Source organism: Marinobacter sp. tcs-11 (assembly GCF_002049515.1).
In the GTDB taxonomy this organism is placed as follows: Bacteria; Pseudomonadota; Gammaproteobacteria; order Pseudomonadales; family Oleiphilaceae; genus Marinobacter; species Marinobacter nauticus.
The window spans coordinates 20,621-39,541 of the sequence record NZ_LLYU01000022.1 but is presented as its reverse complement, the minus strand read 5'-3'; the positions used below and the strand labels follow the sequence as shown (position 1 = coordinate 39,541).

16 protein-coding genes and 1 tRNA gene are annotated in these 18,921 nt (G+C 57.5%); 13 read left to right on the top strand and 4 right to left on the bottom strand.

Features of this window, described 5'->3' with window-relative positions:
• Positions 1-31: 31 nt before the first annotated feature.
• A complete protein-coding gene (gene yhbY, locus ARC85_RS17045) occupies positions 32-340 on the bottom strand; it encodes a ribosome assembly RNA-binding protein YhbY (protein WP_011786768.1) in 309 nt (102 codons plus the stop codon).
• A 279-nt stretch (positions 341-619) separates the two neighbouring features.
• Between yhbY and ftsH the strand changes: the two genes are divergently transcribed.
• From ftsH to pnp, 13 genes are all read left to right on the top strand, one after another.
• The gene (gene ftsH, locus ARC85_RS17040; RefSeq protein ID WP_181800037.1) at positions 620-2,563 is read left to right on the top strand and encodes an ATP-dependent zinc metalloprotease FtsH; all 1,944 of its coding nucleotides are present in this window, start codon (positions 620-622) and stop codon (positions 2,561-2,563) included.
• A 97-nt stretch (positions 2,564-2,660) separates the two neighbouring features.
• Entirely contained in the window at positions 2,661-3,491 is an 831-nt protein-coding gene (folP, locus tag ARC85_RS17035) for a dihydropteroate synthase (protein ID WP_286715588.1), read from the top strand.
• The gene (gene glmM / locus ARC85_RS17030; protein ID WP_011786765.1) at positions 3,491-4,834 is read left to right on the top strand and encodes a phosphoglucosamine mutase; all 1,344 of its coding nucleotides are present in this window, start codon (positions 3,491-3,493) and stop codon (positions 4,832-4,834) included. Before folP ends, glmM begins: the two co-directional genes overlap by 1 nt.
• Before the next feature lie 79 nt (positions 4,835-4,913).
• A complete protein-coding gene (gene tpiA / locus ARC85_RS17025; RefSeq protein ID WP_286715586.1) occupies positions 4,914-5,672 on the top strand; it encodes a triose-phosphate isomerase in 759 nt (252 codons plus the stop codon).
• A gap of 24 nt (positions 5,673-5,696) precedes the next feature.
• On the top strand, positions 5,697-6,080 hold the full coding sequence (secG, locus tag ARC85_RS17020; RefSeq protein WP_273031439.1) for a preprotein translocase subunit SecG: 384 nt from the start codon (positions 5,697-5,699) through the stop codon (positions 6,078-6,080).
• A gap of 8 nt (positions 6,081-6,088) precedes the next feature.
• Positions 6,089-6,173 (top strand) — tRNA-Leu (locus ARC85_RS17015).
• 313 nt (positions 6,174-6,486) lie between these two features.
• Complete coding sequence (rimP, locus tag ARC85_RS17010; protein WP_011786762.1) at positions 6,487-6,948, top strand: ribosome maturation factor RimP; 462 nt, start codon at positions 6,487-6,489, stop codon at positions 6,946-6,948.
• A gap of 54 nt (positions 6,949-7,002) precedes the next feature.
• On the top strand, positions 7,003-8,496 hold the full coding sequence (gene nusA / locus ARC85_RS17005) for a transcription termination factor NusA (protein WP_011786761.1): 1,494 nt from the start codon (positions 7,003-7,005) through the stop codon (positions 8,494-8,496).
• A gap of 20 nt (positions 8,497-8,516) precedes the next feature.
• A complete protein-coding gene (infB, locus tag ARC85_RS17000; protein WP_014422593.1) occupies positions 8,517-11,063 on the top strand; it encodes a translation initiation factor IF-2 in 2,547 nt (848 codons plus the stop codon).
• A complete protein-coding gene (gene rbfA / locus ARC85_RS16995) occupies positions 11,063-11,494 on the top strand; it encodes a 30S ribosome-binding factor RbfA (protein WP_011786759.1) in 432 nt (143 codons plus the stop codon). The genes infB and rbfA overlap by 1 nt, the downstream gene beginning before the upstream one ends.
• Entirely contained in the window at positions 11,491-12,414 is a 924-nt protein-coding gene (gene truB / locus ARC85_RS16990) for a tRNA pseudouridine(55) synthase TruB (protein ID WP_153740561.1), read from the top strand. Before rbfA ends, truB begins: the two co-directional genes overlap by 4 nt.
• 80 nt (positions 12,415-12,494) lie before the next feature.
• Positions 12,495-12,764 (top strand): 30S ribosomal protein S15, encoded by a 270-nt coding sequence (rpsO, locus tag ARC85_RS16985; protein ID WP_014422591.1) that lies wholly within the window; start codon positions 12,495-12,497, stop codon positions 12,762-12,764.
• A gap of 345 nt (positions 12,765-13,109) precedes the next feature.
• Positions 13,110-15,224 (top strand): polyribonucleotide nucleotidyltransferase, encoded by a 2,115-nt coding sequence (gene pnp / locus ARC85_RS16980; protein WP_228285567.1) that lies wholly within the window; start codon positions 13,110-13,112, stop codon positions 15,222-15,224.
• A gap of 213 nt (positions 15,225-15,437) precedes the next feature.
• On the opposite strand, the gene ARC85_RS16975 is transcribed toward pnp, so the two are convergent.
• From ARC85_RS16975 to ARC85_RS16965, 3 genes are all read right to left on the bottom strand, one after another.
• Complete coding sequence (locus tag ARC85_RS16975; RefSeq protein WP_199452708.1) at positions 15,438-16,313, bottom strand: alpha/beta hydrolase; 876 nt, start codon at positions 16,311-16,313, stop codon at positions 15,438-15,440.
• Positions 16,283-18,151 (bottom strand): Lnb N-terminal periplasmic domain-containing protein, encoded by a 1,869-nt coding sequence (locus tag ARC85_RS16970; protein WP_199452772.1) that lies wholly within the window; start codon positions 18,149-18,151, stop codon positions 16,283-16,285. The genes ARC85_RS16975 and ARC85_RS16970 overlap by 31 nt, the downstream gene beginning before the upstream one ends.
• A gap of 79 nt (positions 18,152-18,230) precedes the next feature.
• The gene (locus ARC85_RS16965; RefSeq protein WP_011786753.1) at positions 18,231-18,695 is read right to left on the bottom strand and encodes a DUF3015 domain-containing protein; all 465 of its coding nucleotides are present in this window, start codon (positions 18,693-18,695) and stop codon (positions 18,231-18,233) included.
• Between the last annotated feature and the right edge of the window lie 226 nt (positions 18,696-18,921).

Here is an 18,921-nt window from a genome sequence, read left to right as displayed (position 1 = left end):
CAGGCCGGCTTTTTCGCGTCTCAGCTTACGCTTATTTGTTGCGCAGCAGATTCGACAGCTTGGGGTTCGGTTTCTTCGCACGACGCAGAATGACGGCGATTTTACCGATCGTCTGGACCAGTTCGGCGCCGGAGCTTTCGCACAGAGCCTGAATGGCTTCCTGGCGGACTTCGCGATCCTGGCTGGCGACTTTGATCTTGATCAGCTCATGGTCGTTCAGGGCACGGTCCAGTTCGTCCTGCAGCCCTTCAGACAGGCCTTTGTCGCCAACGATGATGACGGGCTTCAGGTTGTGGGCAATAGCCCGGTATTCCCGGCGCTGTTCCGGTGACAGACTCATGATGTAATCTCTTAATAGGTGCAATTAACAAAAGGTCAGCGGTGATTCCGCTGGCAACCACGTATAATTCAGCGATTGTAACAGATAGCGACTCATGACAAATGGCCGTATTCACTTACAGAGGGTGTTGTAATTCCGGTCATGGCGTCCCATATAGGTAGTATCGCGATCGGTTCCGGATGGGCCGTTTCTGGTTTACCGGCGTACAATTGGTGTAAGGTGTCGGAAAAGGGTTGGCGGCCTTCAGGCGCTGATCCTGCAATTCACAGGTGATGATCCTTGAACGATATGGCAAAAAATCTGGTTCTCTGGCTAATCATAGCCGCCGTGCTGCTGATGGTGTTTCAGAATTTCTCTCCCACCACCACCGGCCAACAAGTTAACTATTCCCAGTTTGTCGAGATGGTCCAGCAGGGCCAGGTACGGCAGGTGACCATTGACGGTCTGCAGGTGCAGGGTGTCCGCAACGACGGCTCCCAGTTCCAGAGCATCCGGCCGCAGGTGTCTGACAACAAGCTGATGGATGACCTGCTCGCCAACAACGTCGAAGTGATCGGCAAGGAGCCCGAGCGCCAGAGCCTGTGGACGCAGCTGCTGGTAGCCGCGTTCCCGATTCTGATCATCATTGCATTGTTCGTGTTCTTCATGCGCCAGATGCAGGGCGGCGGTGGCGGCAAAGGCCCCATGTCGTTCGGCAAGAGCAAGGCGCGCCTGATGAGTGAAGACCAGATCAAAACCACGTTTTCCGATGTCGCGGGTGTCGACGAAGCCAAGGAAGACGTGAAAGAGCTGGTGGATTTCCTCCGGGATCCGAGCAAGTTCCAGCGCCTTGGTGGTCGCATCCCGAAGGGCGTATTGATGGTGGGCCCTCCCGGTACCGGTAAAACCCTGCTTGCCAAGGCCATCGCGGGCGAGGCCAAGGTGCCGTTCTTCTCTATCTCCGGCTCCGACTTTGTGGAAATGTTTGTGGGCGTGGGTGCCTCCCGTGTTCGCGACATGTTCGAGCAGGCGAAAAAACAAAGCCCGTGCATTATCTTCATTGATGAGATCGATGCGGTTGGCCGTCACCGTGGTGCTGGTATGGGCGGTGGTCACGACGAGCGTGAGCAGACCCTCAACCAGTTGCTGGTGGAAATGGACGGCTTCGAAGGCAATGAAGGCGTTATCGTCATTGCCGCCACCAACCGTCCGGACGTGCTGGACCCGGCGTTGTTGCGCCCTGGCCGGTTCGATCGCCAGGTGGTGGTGAGCCTGCCGGACATCATTGGCCGTGAGCAGATTTTGAAAGTGCATATGAAAAAAGTGCCGCTGGCTGATGGCATTGATCCTGCCGTCATCGCGCGGGGTACGCCAGGCTTCTCCGGTGCCGATCTTGCCAACCTGGTTAACGAAGCGGCTCTGTTTGCGGCCCGTCGTAACCAGCGCCTGGTCTCCATGGAAGAGCTGGAGCTGGCCAAGGACAAGATCATGATGGGCGCCGAGCGCAAGTCCATGGTGATGAGTGAGAAGGAAAAGCGGAACACGGCTTACCATGAGTCCGGCCATGCCATTGTTGGCCGCCTGATGCCTGAGCATGATCCGGTCTACAAAGTGAGTATTATTCCTCGTGGCCGCGCCCTGGGTGTGACCATGTTCCTCCCGGAAGAGGACAAGTACAGCCATTCCAAACGCTATCTGATCAGCTCGATCTGTAGCCTGTTTGGTGGCCGTATCGCGGAAGAGCTGACCCTGGGCTTCGATGGTGTCACCACTGGTGCGTCCAACGACATCGAGCGGGCCACGAGCCTGGCCCGGAACATGGTGACCCGCTGGGGGCTGTCCGAGAAGCTTGGCCCTTTGCAGTACGACACCGATAGCGAGGAACCCTTCCTCGGCCGTTCCGCGGGGCAGGCACATACGGTGTACTCGCCGGAGACCGCCCAGCGGATTGACGAGGAAGTTCGCAACATCATTGATGAGTGCTACGAAAAGGCCAAGCAGATCCTGATTGATAACCGGGACAAGCTGGACATGATGGCCGAAGCACTTATGAAGTATGAAACCATCGATCGTTACCAGATTGACGACATCATGGCTGGCAAGGAACCTCGGCCGCCCAAGAACTGGGGTGACAGTGGTCCTGCCGGAGGCGTCAAGGCTGAAGAGCCTGAGCAGGCGCCGGAGCCTAGAAGCTCCGACGACGGCCGGCAACCCGGTGTAGGGCGTCCGGCCGGCGAGCACTGACTCGCCGTCAAAGCCTGAGTAACTGAATGCGCCGCCCGGGCTCCCGGGCGGCGTTTGTTTTTGTCTCTCCGAAAACTCTGCCTGTGGAAGTCGCGTTATGAAAATGAACTTTGCCGGTCGCGAACTGGATCTGTCTCGGTGCCACGTGATGGGTATTCTGAATGTCACCCCCGATTCGTTTTCCGATGGCGGACGCTTTAATTCCAGGGAATCGGCGCTTGTGCGGGCCAGGCAGATGGTCAATGACGGCGCTTCTTTTATTGATGTTGGAGGTGAGTCGACTCGCCCCGGCGCAAACGAAGTCTCGACCCAGGAAGAGCTGGACCGCGTATGCCCGGTGGTCGAAGCCATTGCCAAAGAGTTGGATACCGTGATTTCGGTGGATACCAGCAATCCTGTGGTGATGGCTGAAACCGCTCGGCTGGGTGCCGGCCTGATCAACGATGTCCGCGCCCTGCAGCGCGAAGGCGCGCCCGAAGTGGCCGCAAAGGCCGGCATTCCGGTGTGCATCATGCATATTCAGGGTGAGCCGGATAGCATGCAGGACGATCCCCGATACCGGAATGTGCGTCGGGAAGTCAGCTCTTTTCTGACGGAGCGTATGCGGGTGGCTGAGCAGGCCGGTGTTCGTGCCGATAACATTATTCTTGATCCCGGCTTTGGCTTCGGCAAGAGCGTGGAGCATAACTATCAGCTGCTCGCCAGCCTTGAGCAGTTGCATATTCTCGGGCATCCATTGCTTGTCGGGGTCTCGCGAAAATCCATGCTGGGTGCGGTCACGGGTCGCGATGTGAATGAAAGGTTGCCGGCCAGCCTCGCTGCCGCGACAATATCGGCCATGAAAGGGGCGAGCATCCTCAGGGTGCACGACGTTAGGGAAACTGTGGACGCCGTCAGGATCGTAACGGCAGTGAAGGAGGCAATCTGATGACCCAGCGCAAATACTTTGGTACCGATGGCATTCGTGGCCGGGTCGGAGACAGTCCGATTACGCCGGAGTTCATGCTGCATCTGGGGTGGGCTGCGGGGCAGGCATTCAAGCGTGCGGGCCAGCGCAACAGCGTACTGATCGGCAAGGATACCCGTTTGTCTGGCTATATGTTCGAATCGGCGCTGGAGGCTGGTCTGGCCGCGGCGGGTGTTGATGTGAAGTTGCTGGGGCCGATGCCGACACCGGCGATTGCCTACCTCACGCGAACTTTCCGGGCATCTGCCGGAATTGTCATCAGTGCCTCCCACAACCCTCATCATGATAACGGCATCAAATTCTTTTCTTCTGCCGGTACCAAACTGGACGACGCCCTGGAAGCCGAGATTGAGCGCTGGCTGGACCAGCCTATCGAAGTGTGTGAGCCGGAAGAACTGGGCAAGGCGAGCCGGGTAGACGATGCGCCCGGTCGCTATGTGGAGTTCTGCAAAAGTACTGTGCCAAACGAGTTTACTCTCGACGGCATGCACCTGGTGCTTGACTGTGCTCACGGTGCTACCTACCACGTGGCGCCCAAAGTGTTCCGTGAGCTGGGGGCGAAAGTGACGGTGATTGGCGCCGAGCCAGATGGCTTGAACATCAACCTGAATGTTGGCTCTACCCATCTGGGCGCGCTGAAACAGGCGGTTGCCGAGAAAAAGGCTGATCTTGGTATTGCCTTCGACGGTGACGGCGACCGGGTGTTGATGGTGGATCGTGATGGTTCCGAAGTGGATGGCGACGAACTGTTGTATATCCTGGCTTCCCAGCGCCAGGCAGAAGGACGGCTGAACGGTGGTGTGGTTGGTACGTTAATGACCAACCTGGGTGTTGAGTTGGCTCTGCGCGAAATCGGCGTCGAGTTCGAGCGGGCCAAGGTTGGCGATCGTTATGTGATGGAGCGCCTGTTGGCCAATAACTGGCTGATTGGAGGCGAGGGTTCCGGGCATATGGTGATCCGGGATTGCACCACCACGGGTGACGGTATTGTCTCTGCGTTGCAGGTACTGCTGGCAGTGCGGAAGTCCGGCAAGACTATGGGAGAACTGCGGGCAGGTATGAGCAAGCTGCCGCAGAAAATGATCAACGTACGCGTTGCCGAACGGTTTGATCCGTTGGGTAGGGCGGATATTGTTGAGGCCATGGCGCGGGCAGAGGCTTCGCTGGGTGATGCCGGGCGCATTCTGCTGCGGGCATCCGGCACCGAGCCGCTGATCAGAGTGATGGCCGAGGGCCAGAGCGCGGACGATATTACCCGGGTAGTGGAAGAGCTTGCCCTGGTGGTGGAGCGCTCAACACCCTGATTTCGAAGGGTGGTTGTGTACCGCGGGTGACTGCTGTATAGTTCCGCCTCCCTTTTGCTCGGGACTGTCGAGGACAGAGATGCGTCGCAGAATTGTTGCCGGAAACTGGAAAATGAACGGGTCGAAAGATCTGGTGAAACAGCTGGTTGGCGCAGTTTGCGAGCAGTCCGGTAATGTTGGCAAAGATGTGGAGGTGGTTATTATCCCTCCTGCGATCTATCTGGGCCAGGTTGCTGAGCAGGGAGGTGGGCGGATCACTACCGGTGCACAGAACGTGTCCCAGTGGCAATCTGGCGCATACACCGGAGAAATCTCCGCCGAAATGGCCCGCGATATGGGGTGTGGTTATGTGCTGGTGGGGCATTCCGAGCGCCGGCAGTTGTTTGGTGAGACGGATTCTGTGGCAGCCGCCAAGGTTGAGCAGGTTCTGTTGAGTGGCTTGGTTGCGGTGCTGTGTGTAGGTGAAACGCTCGCGGAGCGGGAAGCCGGTCAAGCCGAAGCGGTGGTTGCCGAGCAGGTTCGCAACGGGCTGGCAGTTGTAGCTGGCGACCAGTGGTCCAGGGTTGTTGTGGCGTATGAGCCGGTCTGGGCTATCGGAACCGGAAAAACCGCGACGGCAGACGATGCCCAGGCCATGCATTCGGAAATCCGCAAGGTGCTGGATGGTATGAATGCACCGGCTAAAGAGATTTCGGTACTTTACGGCGGCAGTGTAAAAGCGGATAATGCTGCCGCTTTGTTTGCAGAGCCGGATATTGATGGCGGTCTCATCGGTGGTGCATCGTTGAAGGCCGAAGAATTTATCAGCATTTGCCGGTCTTTCCCGGCAGGTGTCTAAGCCGACACGTTTACGAGAGTCTGTATGGATTGGTTGGAAACACTGGTAGTTGTTGTTCACGTCGTGATCGCCGTGTCGCTGGTGGGCCTGGTTCTGATCCAGCAGGGCAAGGGTGCAGACGCCGGAGCGGCTTTCGGTGGTGGTGCGTCCCAGACCGTGTTTGGTAGTCAGGGCAGCGGAAGCTTCCTGACGCGGATGACCACTTTTATGGCGGTTATCTTTTTTGTGACAAGTTTTTCGCTGGCAATTTTTGCCAAGCAGCGCGCCGAAGTGGCTGGCGAGGCAGGTATTCCGGTTGTTCAGGAATCGTCTCAGGCAGGTGCGCAAGCTGGGCAGGCTCCCTCTGCTGATGAGCCTGCAGCTAACAGCGAATCCGAGGGTGGGGACGCGCTCCCCGAACTCGAGTAAAGAATGATGCCCGGGTGGTGAAACTGGTAGACACGCCATCTTGAGGGGGTGGTAGCGAAAGCTGTGCCGGTTCGAGTCCGGCCCCGGGCACCATATTAAAAGAAGACGGCTTGGCAAACCCAGGCCGTTTTTTTTGGTCAGTCCTTGACCAGTCCGCGTGGCGTCACTATACTCCCGCGGATATTGGAGCCTGCGAGCATCGAGGCTTCCAGGCAGGCCAGGTGTCTGTCGGCAGAGCGCTTGAAAGGGTTGGCGCTTTGCGAATTCTTGCAACAAAAGGCCCCATGTTTCAGGGGCTTTTTGATTAAGGGGCCTGGCGCAAAGGGCCCTGGTGCATAAAAGGGCTGATTAACAGCCCTTTTTTTGTTTTTGTACCCTGAAAATTCGGAAACGGAGGCGGCGACACTTGTCAGCCAAACTGAAACAACTGGAAGACATCCTGCGCCCGGTGGTCGAGGGTCTGGGTTATGAGTTCTGGGGAATTGAATTCCGCTCCCATGGACACCATTCCAAGCTTCGGGTGTTTATTGATGATGCCGAGAACGGCATCGCGATCGACGACTGCGAGAAAGTCAGTCGTCAGGTCAGCGGGGTAATGGATGTGGAAGACCCCATCCAGACAGAATATACGCTGGAAGTGTCTTCGCCCGGTATGGACCGGCCGCTGTTCCGGCTGGAGCAGTACGAGGCATTTATTGGTCATAAAGTGCAGATCAAGCTGCGTATGGCGTTTGAGGGCCGGCGCAAATTCCTGGGCCTGATCAAAGGGGTGGAGGGCGACGACGTGGTAGTTGTAGTAGATGACCACGAATACCTGTTGCCCTTCGACAGTATCGAAAAAGCCAACATCGTGCCGGTTTTCGAGTGACACATTCGAATAAATCTATAGATGTATCGTTTATTTTGAGGGCAGGGCAATCCCATGAGTAAAGAGATCTTGCTGGTAGTGGAATCCGTCTCGAACGAGAAAGGTGTCGAGAAGGATGTGATTTTCGAGGCGATTGAACTCGCGCTCGCTACCGCTGCCAAGAAACGTTATGAAGACGAAGAGGCGGATATCCGGGTTGCCATTGATCGCCGCACCGGAGAATACGAAACCTTCCGACGCTGGCTGGTGGTCGACAATGATGCCGTTCCTGCGTTGGGCACTGAGCTGACCCTGCAGGAAGCGGAAGAGATCGACACCAATCTGAAGCCGGGTGATATGTACGAAGAGAAGGTGGAGTCTGTGGCGTTCGGGCGCATTGGTGCCCAGGCGGCCAAGCAGATCATCTTCCAGAAAGTGCGCGAAGCCGAGCGCATGAAGATTGTCGACAGCTACCGCGATCGTATCGGTGAGCTGGTGTCCGGTACCGTCAAGAAGGTGACCCGGGACAATGTGATTGTGGATCTGGGTGGCAACGCAGAAGCTCTGCTTCCCCGTGAGCACCTGATTCCCCGTGAAACCTTCCGGATGGGCGATCGCGTTCGTGCTCTGCTGCTGGAGATTCGCACCGATCATCGCGGACCACAGCTGATTCTGAGCCGTACCGATTCGCAAATGCTGATCGAGCTTTTCCGCATCGAGGTTCCCGAGATTGCCGAGGAGCTGATCGAGATTCGCGGTGCCGCTCGCGATCCGGGCTCCCGGGCCAAGATAGCGGTGAAGACCAACGACCGCCGTATTGACCCGGTTGGCGCTTGTGTGGGTATGCGGGGCTCCCGCGTACAGGCAGTGTCTAATGAGCTGGGCGGTGAGCGTGTGGATATCGTGCTTTACGACGATAACCCGGCTCAGTTGGTCATCAACGCGATGGCGCCTGCTGAGGTGGCCTCCATTGTCATGGATGAAGACCGTCACACCATGGATGTAGCCGTTGCCGAAGATAACCTGGCGCAGGCCATCGGCCGGAACGGCCAGAACGTTCGTCTGGCGACCGAGCTGACCGGTTGGACCCTGAACGTGATGACGGAAGAAGAAGCCGGTGAGCGCCAGGAGCAGGAATACAACCGCCTGCTTGAACACTTTACCGCTCATCTGGATGTTGATGAAGAATTTGCCGGTGTTCTTATCGAGGAAGGCTTTACCTCCATTGAAGAGGTGGCCTACGTACCGATGGAAGAAATGCTGGCGATTGAGGGCTTTGACGAGGAAACCGTCACTGAATTGCGCCGTCGTGCCAAAGACGTATTGCTGAACCAGGCGCTGGCCAGTGAAGAAGCCCTGGAGGGCGCTGAGCCCGAAGACGATCTTCTGAATATGGACGGCATGGACCGGGCGCTGGCATTCAAGCTTGCCGGCATGGGCGTGCGCACAATGGAAGATCTGGCGGAGCAGTCGATTGATGAGCTGCTCGAAATTGAAGGTATGGATGAAGAGCGTGCTGGTCAATTGATTATGACTGCGCGCGCACCCTGGTTTGAAGACCAGGCCTGATTCGGGAGAGGAGGACCAGTATGGCTGAAGTAACGGTAAAACAACTGGCCGCAGATGTAGGCGCTCCCGTGGATCGTTTGCTGAAGCAGATCGTGGAAGCGGGCCTGAAAGCCCGCAGCGAAAACGACGCTGTCACCAGCGATGAGAAGCAGCAGTTGCTGGCCTATCTGAGAAAAAACCATGGCGAGGCGGAAGCTGAACCGCGGAAGATTACACTCAAGCGCAAGACCACGACGACGCTTAAGGCCGGCAAGGCCAAGACTGTCAACGTAGAAGTGCGCAAGCGCCGCACCTATATCAAGCGTGCAGAGCTGCAACCCGAACCGGAAGCTGAGGCGCCGGTAGCGGAAGAGCCGGTACAGGCACCGGCCGAAGAGCAGGCACCGGTGGAAGAAACGCCGAAGGTCGCAGCGGAAGCTGCACCTGCCGAAGCCCCCGAAACGGAAGCTCCGGCCGCAGCGGAAACCGAAGCCAAAGCTGCTCCGGAACCTGCTGCAGAATCCGCAGAGCCTGCCATCGCGCCGGAGGATATTCCCATGCCTCCGCCTGAGGATGAAGGTCGGGATCGCAAGCCGAAGAAGAAAAAAGAGAAGGTGCGTGAGCGCGGCGATGATATTGAAGAAGGCAAGCCGAAGAAGAAGCAGGCTGGCCATCGCGGTCCTCGCAGCCGTCCGGTAGAAGAACCGGTAGTACTGAGCGAAGACGAAGAGGAAACCACTCTTCGCAAGCCGCTGCGGGCCAAAAAGAAACCGAAAGAAAAGCGTCATGCTTTCGAGAGGCCCACAAAGCCCATGGTCAGAGAAGTACAGATTCCGGAAACCATCACCGTTGGTGATCTCGCCCAGCGCATGGCCGTCAAGTCCGCTGATGTTATCAAGACCCTGATGGGTATGGGGGTGATGGCAACCATCAATCAGGCGCTGGATCAGGAAACGGCGATCCTGGTTACCGAAGAGCTGGGTCACAAGCCCAAGGCGGTGAGTGAGGATGCCTTCGAAGAGGAAGTTCTGAGCGAAATCACCGGCCCGGATGAAGGCAAAGAGAAGATCAAGCGCGCGCCGGTTGTCAGTGTTATGGGTCACGTTGACCATGGCAAGACCTCGCTGCTGGACCATATCCGCCGCGCCAAGGTTGCTGCCGGTGAGTCCGGTGGTATTACCCAGCACATTGGTGCTTACCATGTAGAAACTGAACACGGCATGGTGTCCTTCCTGGATACCCCGGGCCACGCCGCATTTACCGCCATGCGTGCTCGTGGTGCCCAGTGTACCGACATCGTTATCCTGGTGGTGGCAGCCGACGACGGTGTTATGCCTCAAACCAAGGAAGCCGTTGAGCACGCCCGTTCTGCCGGCGTACCGATCGTGGTTGCCATCAACAAGATGGACAAGGAAGAAGCCGATCCGGACCGCATCAAGAACGAGCTTTCAGCTCTGGAAGTCATTCCGGAAGACTGGGGTGGCGACGTTCAGTTCGTGCCTGTTTCTGCACACACTGGTATGGGCATCGATGACCTGCTGGAAGCCGTCTTGCTGCAGGCTGAAATCCTTGAGCTGGAAGCGTCCCCGGATGCAGCGGCGAAAGGTGTTGTGGTTGAATCCAGCCTGGAACGCGGCCGTGGTTCTGTTGCTACCGTGCTGGTTCAGAACGGTACGCTTCGCCAGGGCGACATGGTGGTGGCCGGTTCCTTCTTCGGTAAGGTGCGCGCCATGACAGACGAAGCCGGGCGCCAGGTGAAAGAAGCTGGCCCGTCGATTCCGGTCGAGATTCTGGGCCTGAACGGCACGCCAGACGCCGGTGACGAATTCTTCGCTGTGGCAGACGAGAAAAAAGCCAAAGAGCTGGCTGAATTCCGTCAGACCCGTGAGCGTGAGCAACGTCTCCAGCGCCAGCAAGCTGCCAAGCTCGAGAACATGTTCGAGAATATGGGCAAGGACGAGGTCAAGACCCTCAACGTGGTGCTCAAGACTGACGTGCGTGGTTCTCTGGAAGCCATTACCAAGGCCCTGCAGGACCTGGGCAACGACGAGGTTCAGGTGAAGATTGTTTCGTCTGGTGTTGGCGGTATCGCCGAGACCGACGTCAGCCTGGCCATGGCCACCAACGCCGTTATTTTCGGTTTCAACGTGCGTGCGGATACCGCATCCAAGCGTCTGGTTGAGCAGGAAGGTCTGGATCTGCGCTACTACAGCATCATCTATAACCTGATTGATGATGTGAAAGCGGCTTTGACAGGCATGCTCAAGCCGGAATTCCGCGAAGATATTGTGGGCATTGCCGATGTGCGTGACGTATTCCGTTCGCCGAAATTCGGTCAGGTGGCTGGCTGTATGGTGACTGAGGGCACCGTATACCGTAATAAGCCGATCCGCGTACTGCGTGACAACGTGGTGATCTTTGAAGGCGAGCTGGAATCCCTGCGTCGCTTCAAGGACGATGTGGCGGAAGTTCGCAACGGTATGGAATGTGGTATCGGTGTTAAAGGCTACGACGTGAAAGTGGGTGACCAGATCGAAGTGTTCGATCGCGTCCGTGTTGAACGTCAGCTTGAGTCCACGGGGGCCTGATGGCACGGGAATACAGTCGCGTAGATCGCATCGGCGATCAGATGCAGCGAGAGCTGGCGCAGCTGATCCAGCGCGAGGTGAAGGATCCTCGCGTTGGTATGGTCACGGTTAATGATGTGAAAGTCAGCCGTGACCTCGGCTATGCCGATATCTATATTTCGTTGCTGTCCACCGAGGAGCTCACCGAAGATTCACCCGAAGTGCAGGACTCCCTGACGGTGTTGAACAAGGCCTCCGGGTTTCTGCGCGGGCAGGTTGGTCGCGCCATGAAATTGCGTGTGGTGCCCCATCTGCGGTTTCACTTCGACAAACTGTTGGGGCAGAGCCGCAAGATGGATCGCCTGATCCGCGAAGCGGTTGGCGACAAGCCTGCCGTGCCCCGGGACGATAATGATGACCCGGTTTCCGATAACCCGGAGCGTGACGCTTGAGCCGAAGACGCAAAGGCCGTGACGTAAACGGCATCCTGGTAATCGACAAGCCCCAGGGCGTTACCTCCAACGGGATTCTGCAGCAGGTCAAGCGCCTGTATGGTGCGGCGAAGGCCGGCCATACCGGTGCGCTTGATCCGCTCGCCACTGGCGTGCTGCCCCTGTGTTTTGGTGAGGCCACCAAGTTCTCCCAGACCATGCTGGACAGTGACAAGGCGTATATCACCACCGCACGCCTGGGCATCCGGACAGAAACCGGAGACAGCGAAGGGGCTGTGGTGGAGGAAAAGTCGGTTCCCCACTTCAGTGAGGAAGAAGTGGAGGCCGTACTGGCCCGGTTCCGTGGCGACATTCAGCAAGTGCCCTCCATGTACTCGGCTCTGAAGCATCAGGGCAAACCACTGTACGAATACGCCCGCGAGGGTATCGAAATTGAGCGCCCGGCCAGGCCGGTGACCATTTACGAGCTCAAATTGTTGGCGGTTCGGGAACAGGAGCTGGATCTTGCGGTTACCTGTACCAAGGGTACGTATATCCGCTCACTGGTTGAGGATATTGGTGAGGTTCTGGGCTGTGGAGCTCATGTCAGTGCTCTGCGTCGCACCCTGGCCTCCGGCTACACCCTGGCAAATGCCCACGATGTCAAAGACCTGGAAGCCATGCGCGAGCGCGGGGAAAGCCTGGATGGCCTGCTGTTGCCGCCGGAAACCGCCCTCACCATGTTTCCCGAGTACCGATTGTCCGGCGTGCCGCTGGTATCGATCTTGAACGGACAACCGGTTAGAATACCGGGTCAGCCTTTTGAAGGTTTCGTCCGCCTGTATGGCGAGCATTCCTTCGTAGGGCTGGCAGAAGCATTGCCGGAAGGCGATGGCACTCAACTGGTGCCTCGCCGTCTGGTCAAGAACAGCAAACGGTAAACGCCTTTTGCTGATTAGCCGGGCTGTAGAGATGCGCGGTTCGGCTGAATAGGTATGCATCGCAACCAATGAGGTGAAATATGGCACTGTCTGCCAGTGAGAAAGCTCAGATCGTTAAAGATTTTCAGCAAGGTGATGGCGATACCGGTTCCCCTGAGGTTCAGGTAGCTCTGCTGAGCGCCAACATCAACAAGCTGCAGGATCACTTCAAGGCCAACAAGCAGGATCACCATTCCCGCCGCGGCCTGATCCGGATGGTAAACCAGCGTCGTAAGCTGCTGGACTACCTCAAGCGTAAAAACGCTGACCGTTACCTGGACCTGATCCAGCGTCTGGGTCTGCGTCGCTAATCCGGTTTAGCGACCTGATGGCTGGCCCGGGGGTTCCCGGGTTCAGCCGTGCTTCTCTCCCGCTCCCTGCCTTGCTCATTCCGAACAAGCAGGAAGCGTTTTTTGCTGCAGTTGATTTGTCTGTGAAACCGAAGGATTTTCCCTGTCACAATGGAAAGCCGCTATTGATAGCAGGTTGTTGAAAAGCCCGGGAACTCTGGCCGGGGTTTTGCAACAGCCTGTTAGCTTTCAGACGGGTTGCCTTTCGGTTCACTGATCAGACTGCTGCAGTTGTTGGAAAATGGCGAATGAATGGGTCATTGGCCAGAATCAAAACCGCTGAAAATGCAGGAGTTTATTGTGGAACTGCAACCACGTATCAAGACATTTGAAATGGGTGGGGAAACCTTCACCCTGGAAACCGGTCGTATTGCCCGTCAGGCAACCGGCGCGGTACTGGTAAGCACCGGCGACACTGCCGTTCTGGGCACCGTTGTTGGCGCCAAAGAGCCCAAGCCGGGCCAGGGCTTCTTCCCCCTGACTGTGAACTACCAGGAAAAAACCTACGCCGCCGGTAAAATCCCGGGTGGCTTCTTCAAGCGTGAAGGTCGTCCGTCCGAGAAAGAGACCCTGACCTCCCGCCTGATCGACCGTCCGATTCGCCCGCTGTTCCCGAACGGCTACATGAACGAAGTTCAGGTTGTGCTGACGGTTATGTCTGCCAGCAAGAACCACGATCCGGATATCGCTGCCATGATTGCTGCATCTGCAGCCCTGGCCATCTCCGGTATCCCGTTCGACGGCCCGATTGGTGCTGCCCGTGTGGGTTACACCAACGAGAAAGGCTACTTCCTGAACCCGACCTTCGAAGAGCTCAGCACTTCCCTGCTGGACATGGTTGTGGCCGGTACCGACGAAGCGGTGCTGATGGTTGAGTCCGAGGCCAAAGGCCTGACAGAGGACCAGATGCTGGGCGCCGTACTGTTCGGCCACCAGGAAATGCAGACTGCGATCACTGCCATCAAGGAATTTGCTGCCGAGAACGGCAAGCCGCGCTGGGAATGGCAGCCCGAGGCGGAAAACACTGAGCTGCTGAACGCCATCAAGGCCGAGTTCGGTGGTGCCATCGAAGAAGCCTACGCGATTCGCGACAAGATGGCCCGTTACGAGCGTCTGGGTGAGATCAAATCTGCTGCCGTTGAAAAACTGGCCGGTGAAGAAGAAGGCCAGCCTTCCGAAGAGGAAGTGAAGAAGTACTTCGGCAAGGTCGAGAAGTCTGTCGTTCGTCTGCAGGTTATCGAAGGCAAGCCGCGTATCGATGGCCGTGACAACAAGACCGTTCGCCCGATCAAGGTGGAAGTTGGCGTACTGCCGTCCGTTCACGGTTCCGCCCTGTTCACCCGTGGTGAGACTCAGGCTATCGTTACCGCCACGCTGGGTACCACCCGTGACGTGCAGATCATCGATGCCCTGGAAGGTGAGCGCAAGGACCCGTTCCTGTTCCACTACAACTTCCCTCCGTACTCCGTAGGTGAAGCTGGCCGTATGGGTAGCCCGGGCCGTCGTGAAATTGGTCACGGTCGTCTGGCCAAGCGTGGTGTAGCCGCGGTTATGCCGACCATCGAAGAGTTCCCGTATGCCATTCGTGCGGTGTCCGAGATCACTGAATCCAACGGTTCCAGTTCCATGGCTTCCGTGTGTGGTTCATCCCTGGCGCTGATGGATGCTGGTGTGCCGCTGAAGGCTCCGGTGGCCGGTATCGCCATGGGTCTGGTCAAGGAAGGCGACAAGTTCGCGGTCCTGACTGACATCCTGGGTGACGAAGATCACCTGGGTGACATGGATTTCAAGGTTGCCGGTACCAAAGAGGGCGTCACGGCCCTGCAGATGGACATCAAGATTCAGGGTATTACCGACGAAATCATGGAAATCGCCCTCGAGCAGGCCAACGCTGCGCGTCTGCACATCCTGGACGAGATGAACAAGGTGATCGCAGAGCCCCGTGCCGAGCTGTCTGATCGCGCTCCGAGCATCACCACCATCAAGATTCATCCGGACAAGATCCGTGATGTAATCGGTAAGGGTGGCGCAACCATCCGTGGTATTTGCGACGAGACCGGCGCTTCCATCGACCTGGACGACGACGGCAACGTGAAGATCTACGCCGACAACGCTGCGGCCGCACAGGCTGCCGTGAATCGCGTGAAAGAAATCACTGCCGAGATCGAAGTGGGTGCTATCTACAAGGGCCGCGTTGAGCGGATTGTGGACTTCGGTGCCTTTGTTAACATCCTGCCCGGCAAGGATGGTCTGGTGCACATTTCCCAGATCTCCGAGCGCCGTATCGAGAACGTCACTGACGAGCTGAGCGAAGGTCAGGAAGTTCTGGTCAAGGTGCTGGATGTGGACAACCGTGGTCGCGTTAAGCTGTCCATGAAGGAAGTCAAAGAAGGCGAGCAGCCGACTGACTTCACTGACTAAGATGATTCTTGGTTAGAAAAACCCGCCCGGCTTCAAGCCTGGCGGGTTTTGTCGTTTATGGGCCTTGTAGTTTTAGTGCCTGCAGCGGTTGTGGGAAGCCTTTCCAAAAGACGCTACGAGCACATCCATGTGCGCTTCTTTCGGGCCGTCCATGGCCCTCAAGACTTTTGGAAAGGCTTCCCACAACCGCTGCGCTAGACCTTGTGCTTGCCTCTAAAGGCCTTTTTCCATGAATTCCAGTACTGCCTCCCTGTATGCGGGAATCACAAACGTCGCTGCATGGGGCGTATCGGTCTGCAAGAACTCCTTGGGCTGCTCCGCCGCTTCATACAACCGCACGCCATGCTCGAACGGAATGATGCCATCCCGAACGCTGTGGATAATCATCACCGGCACCGGTGATACACCGGCGATCCTGTCGGTGCCTTCGTAGTCATCCGGGATGGTCCAGCTCAGGGGGTACTGGAACGGCCAGGTGAGCCAGAACAGGTCGAGCTTTTCCCGGGCGATGTAGCGGAAGCCGGAGAAGGTGCCGTCGAGGATGATGCCGTTTAGCTCTGGTTGTTCGTCTCGCTGCACCCATTCGCTGGCCAGGGCGATACCGAGGGCGCCGCCGAGGCTTTGGCCGAGGATATAGAGCGGGTGTTCACTATCGGCGCGGCGTTGGGCCAGCCAGCGCAGTCCGGTTTCCACGTCGTGCAGTGCGCCTTCGATATCGGGGGCGCCGGTGGATTGGCCGTAACCGCGATAATCGATGGTGAACACGTTGTAGCCCTGTTCCGGCAGCCAGGCGGCGTTGAGGATGTGGGCGCTGACGTTCTGGGCGTTGCCGTGCAGGAAGTAGATGGTGCCCTTGGCGGGCTCGTCGGTGAGGGCAGGGAGCCACCAGCCGTGGAGGGTTTCGCCGTCCGCGGTCTTGAGGTAGATGTCTTCGTATTCCAGGTTGAGTCGGTCCGGGGTGATGTAAGTGGCATTGTCCGGATAGAAGAACACGCTGCTGCATCCGGTTTGCAGCAGCGTGGTGATGGCCAGCAGGGTGATGAGAGCCGTTTTGGTATTCAGAAGTAAGCGTGCAGGCCGGCTTGCCATGTGCTTTGGTACCTGTCGTAGTGGTCTTCCCGGGTGAATTTGGCGAATAGGCTGAATTCCCGGCCAATGTGCCAGTTGGCTTCGGCATAAAGCTGGTCTTGCCGGTGTTGGCTGCTGACGATCCAGGCTTTGGTTTTTACGCCAGTCAGCAGGCTGAAGCGGTTGTTCTGGTGCAGCAGGCCGAGGTCTGCGCCCGGGGCGAAATCGTAGCCCCGTTTGATGTCATCATCGATTTCCACATCCGCCGTGGCAATGGCGAAGGCTTGGGTGTTCTTGCCCAGGCTCCAGCTGCCGCCGGCTCCGCCTTCAAGATAGGGGGCCAGTACGCGATCATTGCCGGTGTCCGTGCGGCGGCCGCCAAAGCCAACTTGCCAGGAGATCGGGGCAAAGAACTGGTTCCGGGGGCTCAGGGAGCGTATCTCGACGCCGGTGATCTGTTCCACCTGAAGTTCGTCGTTTTTGTGGTAAAGCCTGGCGTCCAGGCGCAGGAACTGCAGTTGTGCACCGGTACGGTAACCGGCGGGCGGATCCAGTACGTCGTGATAGGCCGGCCGGATGGTCAACTGGGTGAACTCGCTGTGGGCGAGCTGGCCGGAACCGAGGCTCAGGCGAAAGGTGTCATGCCCCTGATCGTCGCGGATCTCCGGTTCGGGCACGTCTGGAAGTTCTGCCGCATCCTCAATCTGGCTGCGGGCGACCAGTAGTTGATGAGACAGCGGCGCCGCGTGTTCCCGGGGCCAGCCTTCGGCTTCGCTCTGGTAGCGTACGTAATCGTACGTGGCATCCAGGAGTTGGGCGCGGTCGTCTTTACCAAGCTTACGCACTTCTGGGTCGTTCACTGCCACGTAGCCATTGGCTAAGGCAGCGGCGATGGTCTGGTGGTCTGAGGGCAGGCTTTCCAGGCTATGGGCTACAGAGGTGGCGGCAGACGGGCGGTAATGGATGCTTTCAAGCAGCCCGGCATCCCTCACCCAGCGCACGGTGTCAGAGGGGATGGCGTGAGTGCTTACTTCGTCGAGCAGGTTCGTGCCCGGGCGGGCGGCGTCGATCAGGGCCAGCAGGCGATAGGCGCAGTTCTCATCGAAGAAATAGTAATCAAAGTTCTTGTCCTGAATTTCCCAGGTATGGGCCAGCAGGGTGTCAACCTCCTGTTGGTCGAGATTCAGGGTGTACTCCCAGAGATCCCGGTGTTCGATGTCGTTGTACAGCCGGATCATTTCGTAATAGGGCTTGATGGAGGTAATGCCTGGATAGCCCCCGAAAATACCCCGATAGGCAAACAACAACTCGCTGTCATGTTCAGCGGCATCGGCTGCGTAGGAAACAGTATTTGCCAGCAGCAGATCGGTTTCTTCGTCATCCTGGGGGGGATCGAGCCGCAAGAAGGTGTGTCCGAACATGGATGAGGGACTGTTCAGATAGGACGCAGCAAACACCAGGGTGACTTTCTCGGTATTCAGTGTGCCTGCCCATTCCTCGAAAGCGGGGCAGTTTACCGGTGTATCCGGCAACTCCAGTTGCTCTCTCAGCCAGGCATCCCGGGCCGGGAATCGACAGCGGGCGTGGCTATCACCACCTCCGGGTTGTTGTATGGCCTCCAGGGTGGCTTCCAGTTCGGCTCTGGGCGATGTCTTGCCGTCGTCACTCAGAAAGAAGGCCGGGTCATCGGCCTGGCTGGAGTAATCGGAACCGAACCTGTCCTGATGATAGTGGCCGAGGGTCAGCCAGGTTGGATGAAGGTGAAGGTTGTCAGGCAGTGTAACGGTTTCTGCCTGTGCCCAGGCGGTACTGCATGCAAGCCATAAAACGGCCTGCCCGGTGCGAAGGGTAAAGCCCATGGAGTTGGTAGTTCCGGATTGGTGGCTCTGGGGTTTGTTCGCCGTCCCTGGCGCCATTCTGTTCCATTGTCGCCAGTGATCAGGCGGCCACGTATTTGCTCAGAGCGTCGTTCTGCTCCAGCAGGGCCACGATGGCGTCTACGGCTTCACCTGAGGTGGTATCAGCGTTGGGGAAAATGGAAGCAAAGTTGTCTTGCAGTACTTTGCGGAAGGTATCACGGTCAGTTTCTTCTACACCCAGCAGGACTGCCAGAGTATCCAGGTTTTCGCCAGAACCGCGGGACATGTCGCGGGCAACCTTATCGATGTTGCTGTCCATGTACATGGCCATGGATTGAACAGACTGGTTGGTCTGGCAACCCAGAGTGCCGGTGGTCATGCCGAAGGTCTGGTTACCGAAGGTTCCGTTGGTGGTAGCGGCCAGGACATGTGGAGCAATGCCGGACTGCCCTTTCCAGATCATGGCACCCACGCCACAGCCGGGCTGTGCGAACGCCATGGAGGAAGCACCAAGAAGAATTGCACCTGCGATCAGTTTTTTCATTATCCACTCCTTTCTGTGGTTATAGCTTTGTCGCATACCCTGCAGCGTTCGAATTCCGTGGCTGCAAGACAACGGCCAGTATCTGGTTTGGTTAAAAGACCGTCTGTTTGAGTATAGATCAAAACCTGAAATCGCAAGTTAAGCCACTGTTAAAAAAGGTAGCGGCCTGATACACGGAAATGTGAACATGTGTTCATATTTCTAAATCGAACAAAAAATCATCTGT